Source organism: Shewanella sp. 11B5, from assembly GCF_002836795.1.
Classification (GTDB): Bacteria; Pseudomonadota; Gammaproteobacteria; order Enterobacterales; family Shewanellaceae; genus Shewanella; species Shewanella frigidimarina.
On the sequence record NZ_PJAP01000312.1, the window covers coordinates 1 to 7,012 of the forward strand.

General features: G+C 39.3%; 5 protein-coding genes. 4 read left to right on the plus strand and 1 reads right to left on the minus strand.

Annotation, left to right across the window (positions count from 1 at the left end; genetic code table 11):
- Positions 1 to 2,403 (minus strand): class I adenylate cyclase (locus CXF78_RS06295; RefSeq protein ID WP_102036292.1); only part of this gene is annotated, 2,403 nt, incomplete at its 3' end.
- A 274-nt stretch (positions 2,404 to 2,677) separates the two neighbouring features.
- On the opposite strand from CXF78_RS06295, the gene hemC reads away from it, so the two are divergent.
- The 4 genes from hemC (at position 2,678) to CXF78_RS06315 (ending at position 6,854) form a co-directional block, all read left to right on the plus strand.
- A complete protein-coding gene (hemC, locus tag CXF78_RS06300) occupies positions 2,678 to 3,607 on the plus strand; it encodes a hydroxymethylbilane synthase (RefSeq protein WP_011635929.1) in 930 nt (309 codons plus the stop codon).
- Between the two features lie 25 nt (positions 3,608 to 3,632).
- Positions 3,633 to 4,352, plus strand: a complete 720-nt coding sequence (locus tag CXF78_RS06305) for a uroporphyrinogen-III synthase (protein WP_059747105.1) — start codon at positions 3,633 to 3,635, stop codon at positions 4,350 to 4,352.
- 85 nt (positions 4,353 to 4,437) lie between these two features.
- A complete protein-coding gene (locus tag CXF78_RS06310) occupies positions 4,438 to 5,688 on the plus strand; it encodes a uroporphyrinogen-III C-methyltransferase (RefSeq protein WP_102036293.1) in 1,251 nt (416 codons plus the stop codon).
- Positions 5,685 to 6,854, plus strand: coding sequence for a heme biosynthesis HemY N-terminal domain-containing protein (locus CXF78_RS06315; RefSeq protein WP_102036294.1), 1,170 nt, complete (start codon positions 5,685 to 5,687; stop codon positions 6,852 to 6,854). Before CXF78_RS06310 ends, CXF78_RS06315 begins: the two co-directional genes overlap by 4 nt.
- Positions 6,855 to 7,012: the final 158 nt, after the last annotated feature.

The following is a 7,012-nucleotide window of genomic DNA, read 5'->3' on the forward strand; positions in this document are numbered from 1 at the left end:
GCCTTCTATATCCACAAGTTGAAAAAACTGCGGCATATTAAAAACAGGGGATCGTTGTTTTTGCTCGTCAAAAACATATAAATGACTTTCTTTGGCAACAAAATCATTAATGCTAGTGTGTTGATATTGTAAATGTTCAAGCTGATTATTATCGTCCGCAATAAACACATCAAGAGTTTGATGACGTTCACGTAAAAAATACTGCTTCGCTCCCATCACGATAAACTTTTGGATTACCGATGGTGAATTCAAATAGGGGTCTTCAGCTAAATCTGCATATGGCAACACAGATGAATTAAAATTTCCGGTACCTGTTATTAAATCAACTTTACGATACATCATACCTAATGAATTGAAATGCATACTATAATGTTGCTCACCAATGGTTATCGGGTGCATTAATGTATTTGTCTGATTGACCTTCTTCATTAAACCATAACAACGTAACAGGAGTGTTTTGAGCTGATTAAAAATCGGTTGTTTTAATTTTGCCGAGCAACTAATAATCGATAAATCAACCTGCTCATTTGAGCGTTTTAATCCCAAAATAATAAATGAAATGGCTTCCAGTAATGCGGTTTTTCCATTAAAACGATGACTCTGCCATTCACCCCAGCTGTTCAAACAAACAATTGCGACAGATGACACCATACTTATTTTTGTCTGACCAAAAGAGAGAATATTGGCATTAACATGTTCCAATATCAATTCTTGCTCACTCAATTGAGTTGTCGGATCTCTATCCATATTAGTAATCAACACAATTTTTTGATAGCACCATGGTTCACATAAATCACGTTTATAAACAGTGGGTACATTGTGCATAATAGGAATAAGTTTACGCGTTAAGTAACTTAATTTATCTGTCCGTCTTTTACCTCGTCCAACTTGAAACCATTGAGTATCTACCGTTGCGAGGCCATTCAACACTGACCAGGCAACTAAATTGCATATATTATCCGCTTCGTGAATTGAATGATCGTCGAACTCATGTGCAGGATCGTTATCAACCGCTTGAGACGGATCTTTATCAAGGTATGCTTGGCGATAAAGATAAAAACGTGATGCTTGCCTACAATGGAAGATGGTCAACGATTTTTCAGCAGTAGATAGACTCCATAAGCGGTTTAAAGGCTGTAACAAATGAGTATCTTCACTAAAATAAGTGTGTAGCTTACGCGCCAGCAAGCCTAATTCCTCAACCCGCATACGTTCACTTAGTGTTTGTTTTGAGGCAAATTGCAATAGATTTTTGTAACTGACTAATAGCAGTTCACTGAGCTGTTGATTGAACCATTTAAGCTGACCTGCATGCCAATAAGGACTATTATCCAATGTGGCTACCAACTCATGGCTCCATGCCCATTGCTTAACCAAGTTTTGAATTTTCTCTACCCGCCAGTCTGTCGCACTATTAGGTGATAAACACGATAGCGTGACACCTGACTTTAAGTAAAAACAACGCCTAACAATTTCTAAACGATTATCATCACCTTGAGCTATCAAGTAGGTTTCAATACGTTGATAAAGCAATAAATAAGCATCGTTATCAACACTAAAATCTTGTTGTTCACAATATTGCCAAATTTGTTGAGTAATCAATGTTGTACTAGGATATTCCGAGGCGTAAGTTTCCAGCAACAACACTTTTAATAATGCTTTATGGGGTTTATTGAGCCCCTTATACAGCTGCCATAATGAGGCTCCGAAATACTCTGCTGCTGGCAAAGAATTGATATCGCCAAGATAAAGTAAACTGGCATCAAACTCGGTATTTTGACTATTGGCATCAGGCCACCAAGCAACAACTTTACCTGCAAGCCGGATGTGAGAGCGGTAAAACTCTTCTAATAATAGCCAATGCTGGCTACTACCACTGTGTTCTAATCCTACTGGCTGGCAATTATCAAATGCGCTGCACTCTCTAAATTGCATCGGATGCACAAGATAAAAGTTCACTTCAAACTCAAAACCGGCAAACCAGTCACTGATAAGTTTATTTTTATATTCAATTAACTTTAGCTGGTCATCAGTCAGTTTGCTATTGTAAACCAACCAGATATCAACGTCACTTTGAGGGTTTTGTCCAAAACTAGCAGTGCTTCCCATGGCATATATGCCTTCAAAAACACAATCACTTGGCTGGATCATCTCAGGAATGGATAAAGACAATGCATCACATGCCGACACTATCGCATCTGACAAGGTAAAATCGTGAATACCACAAGGTGTATCGGGGTCGATAATACCAGGCACATTGATTTGATTATGATGGATTAAAAAAGGAATAAGATGAAATAAATGCAGCTGTGATTCAGGCAACACATTGAGCACTCTTGCCAATCTGATGCCATTGAGCTTTTCAGCTAAATCCTTTTGGTAATAAGCCGTTTTATCGGTCAAGACTCACTTCCTTTATTTTTCTCTAAAGCAACAATCTGGTAACAACTAATTATAAAAGACTAACCCTTTATGACTATTTTTGCCAATCAAGATCACATTTTTACCGAAATGGTGATCATCGTAGCATTTATTTTTTATAACTCCAGTAGCTAACAAACAATATTAATCAAAAATAAGCCCTACGGACTTCAAACAATTACCATCGATTTGTTACATCAAAGCTTGAGCGGTGATAGCATTACCTCAATGAGGCTATCTGATTGGATCTACTACCATGTCTGAAAATATAATTCGTATCGCAACACGTAAAAGTCCACTTGCAATGTGGCAAGCTGAATTTGTTAAAGCTGAGCTTGAGCGCATTCATCCTGGGCTTACGGTTGAGCTATTGCCAATGAGTACTAAAGGTGATGTCATTTTAGATACTCCTTTAGCTAAAATCGGTGGCAAAGGCTTGTTTGTTAAAGAGCTGGAAGTTGCCATGCTTGAAAATCGCGCCGATATTGCTGTGCATTCCATGAAAGACTTGCCGGTAGAGTTTCCAGAAGGTTTGGGCTTACAAGTGATTTGTGAACGTGAAGACCCGCGTGATGCATTTGTGTCAAACAATTATAAATCTATCAGCGAATTACCTCAGGGCGCTGTGGTAGGTACATCAAGTTTACGCCGTCAGTGCCAAATTAGAGCTGCTCGCCCTGATTTAGTTATCAAAGATTTACGCGGAAATGTCGGTACTCGTTTAGCCAAGCTAGACAGTGGTGACTATGATGCGATTATTTTAGCGGCCGCCGGATTAATTCGCTTAAAGCTAAACGAACGTATCGCTAACTTTATTTCTGCCGAAGAATCACTGCCAGCCAATGGCCAAGGTGCGGTAGGAATTGAGTGCCGTACTGATGATGCGCGAGTTAAAGCGTTATTAGCGCCACTAGAACATTTAGAAACCCGTTATAGAGTGCTTGCTGAACGAGCAATGAATACTCGTTTAGAAGGCGGATGCCAAGTTCCTATTGGTGCTTTTGCTGAAATAAACGGTGATAATTTAACTCTACGTGGTTTAGTTGGTAATCCTGATGGCAGCCAAATCATTATAGGCACTGTCTCGGGTTCTAAGACCGATGCGGTTGCACTTGGGGAATCGCTTGCAGAGGATTTACTGAGTCGCGGTGCTAAAACTATTTTAGACGCTGTGTATGCCAGTTAATCTTGTGCTATCAAGATAACAGACCATGAAAGTCTTGTTAACGCGCCCACAAGGGCGCAATCAAGCAATGGAAGAGCAACTCTCGCTGCGAGACGTTGCTTATCTTGTTACTCCGCTATTATCGGTTGTAGAAACCACAGAACAACTCGATCCTACCCACTTAAATAACACTGACAACTTACTGTTTATTAGTAGCAATGCAGTGGACTTTGCCGCACAAAAACTGCAACAGCAATTTCCGACTCACTGTCGTTATTTTGCTGTAGGCCAAGCTACGGCAGATAGTCTAGCTCAATATAATATCGATGCTTTTACCTCACCAGAACACAGTCAAGATAGCGAAGGATTATTGTCGCTAGCCCAATTACAAGATGTCGATAAACAGTCATTTATTATTGTTCGGGGTTTAGGCGGACGAGAAACACTTGCAGAGCAATTACAGCTACGAGGCGCCAATGTGAACTATTGGCAAGTCTACCAACGCGCAATACCAAACCTTGACGGTAAAGCGATAACTCAACAGTGGAAATCGTTTGGAATTGACACCATTGTCGTCACCAGCGGTGAAATATTATCCAACTTAGTTGAGCTTGTACCAAAAGAATTATTTGCATGGCTACGTGCATGTCATATCATAGTCCCCAGTAATCGCGTCGAATTACAAGCAAAAGCAATGGGCTTAAGCCATATCTCCAATGCAAATGGAGCAAATACTCAAGCTATACTAGCGAGTCTTGCGTTATAATTTGTTATTGTATTGTTATCTTGCATCGACACGCATTTATTAATATTGCTTTTATTGGTTGTATTTTTGCTTTCAAGGACTGTTCATGGAAAACAATAAAAAAGATCCAAACCCGCCTGCTCACAAGGATGAGAAAGTAATTTCTCCTGCACCAAGTCCTGTAGAAAAACCGGCACAGACCAAAAAAGGCAATGCAACTAGCCAAAAATCTGCTGACAGCAAAACCAATAATAATCAGTCAAACTCCTCTACCAATTCACCGGTTAATAATAGTCGACGCAAAGCGAAGCCTAGCTCTTGGTGGATCCGTCTTGGAGTACTGTTCAGTTTACTCGTGGCAATTGTGGCTATTGCAGCTTGTTATTGGCTGTATTTGCAACTTGATCAACAAAGTAATGGTCAAACTCAGTTAGGGCAAAATATCTCGGAACAAGTAACACAAAATAAATCGTTAAAATATGAATTACAGCAAACGGCAATGGCAGCCAATAAGCGCATTGGCACGTTAGAGCAACAACAGCTGAATGATACCAAAGCTTATGCGAAATTAGCCGAACTGCAGCAATCAAATAAACAATTGCAAGAACGCGTTGCGGTAATTGCACTGCGTAGTCCTAACCATTGGATGGCATCAGAAGCTGAATACCTTGTGCGCATGGCGGGTAGAAAACTGTGGTTAGAAAACGATCCGCAAACCGCTATTGGTTTATTACAATCAGCGGATGAACGCATTGGTGCGATGAAAGATCCTGCATTAACTTTATTACGCAAAGCCTTAGCAGCTGACATCACTAAAGTTAAAGCATTAAAAACGACTGACATCACCAATACAATTTTTGAGCTAGATTCCCTTATTGATGGCTTAACACAATTGCCATTAAATCGTGTTGATGAAAATTTTGCTGACAATAAAAATACTCAACAAGTAACAGATTCAATTGACGACTGGCAACAGAACCTGGCCCGAACTTGGCACGATTTGACTGATGGCTTTATCACTATTCGTAAGCGTACAACCGATTTGGAACCGTTGTTATCACCTGAGCAACAGTGGTATTTAGTCGAAAATATTCGCAACAAATTATTACAAGCACAATTAGCATTGTACCGATTTGACCAAGTGAATTATCAACAGTCTATATCGTTAGCAGACAAATGGTTACAACAGTACTTTGACTTGAGAGATCCAAAGACCAAATCAATGATTGAGTCTTTAGATAAGCTTGCCAAGGTTAACATTGAGAAAATTTCGCTCAATAAATTTCAAGCATCGCCACTACTGCAGCAACTGGTTATTTATGGTGAAATTATGCCTACACAGGAGCCTGCGCAATGATTAAGACGCTAGTTTATGTTGTTCTTATTTTAATTGGGCTGTGTATCAGCCCACTCATTATTGGGCAAAGCGGTTACATTTACATCGCAATTGGTGAATATCAAATAGAAACCAGTTTAGTGACCGGTATTGTTGGCTTAATTGTGTTTTATTTTGCACTACAATTACTCGAATGGTTAATCATCTTGTTATTAAATATTGTATTAAGTAGCCGATACCTTCCAGAACAATGGCGAAGAAAAGCCGCTAAAAAGCATACGTTAATCGGTGCTTTAGCACTGGCAGAAGAAGATTGGCCTGCGGCAGAAAAAGCAATGGCAAAAGGGGCTGAAAAAGGTGAAATCCCGGTATTAAATCTATTTGCAGCAGCTAGAGCAGCACATTATCAAGGTGATATTACAGCTCGCGATCATTATTTAACTCAAGCAGAGAAAAACCCAATTGCAAAGACAGCGGTTTATACTTCGCGCACCCGTTATTTAATGAAGCAAGGTGAACTGGTTAAGGCCCGGGCAATATTAGATAAACTGAACCCGACAAGTAAAAGCAGCTCTCCAGTGCTTAAATTGGCGCAAGAATTATACTTACAGCAGCAAGACTGGCAGGCATTGAAGTTGTTGTTACCTATTCTTAAAAAGCGTCAATTATTAGCTGAAACTGAGTTCAACCAATTAAATACTAAGACCAACAGTATTTTAATGATCAATGCAGGCAAAATATCTGAAGCGGAGTTAACCAAATGTTGGCATTGGTTAAATAAATCAGAACGTAAAGAAGATGAACTGATATTAGCCTATGCTCGTGGACTTATTCAGTATGGTCATAAAGTTCAAGCGCTAAAATTAATCATTAAACAACTCAATGCTTCGCCATCAGCAGCGTTATTTACAGCAATACCTGATTTAATTACCGCTCAAGATCAAGATATCCGTAAATTGCTCAGCAAATTAGAAACCACTCATGAAAATGATGCTGACTATCAAATTTGCCTTGCCAAGCTTGCCATTCAAAGTCGTGAGACTAAACAAGCCAAAACTCATTGGCAAAATGTATGTCGCATAGCACCAACTCATCAATCATGGCTGGCTTTAGCTCAAACACAAGAACAGTTAGGTGAAAATTCAACAGCGGCTCATAGCTATCGTAATGCAGCTAATATTCTGTAAACAATAAGTATTATTTTTGTACAAACCAAAAGCCTGCAATGTTGCAGGCTTTTTTGTTATCTATTGGTTCATCTTACTGCTATTGGTGCCGATATAAAGGCTGAAGTTTTATTCCTTAATTATGAACTTTTTATTTTTTTAAATCTTTCTCTTATACT

Coding starts and splice junctions, on each gene's coding strand:
- CXF78_RS06315 (WP_102036294.1), top strand. CDS start 5,685: ATGATTAAGACGCTAGTTTATGTTGTTCTTATTTTAATTGGGCTGTGT.
- CXF78_RS06310 (WP_102036293.1), top strand. CDS start 4,438: ATGGAAAACAATAAAAAAGATCCAAACCCGCCTGCTCACAAGGATGAG.
- CXF78_RS06305 (WP_059747105.1), top strand. CDS start 3,633: ATGAAAGTCTTGTTAACGCGCCCACAAGGGCGCAATCAAGCAATGGAA.
- hemC (WP_011635929.1), top strand. CDS start 2,678: ATGTCTGAAAATATAATTCGTATCGCAACACGTAAAAGTCCACTTGCA.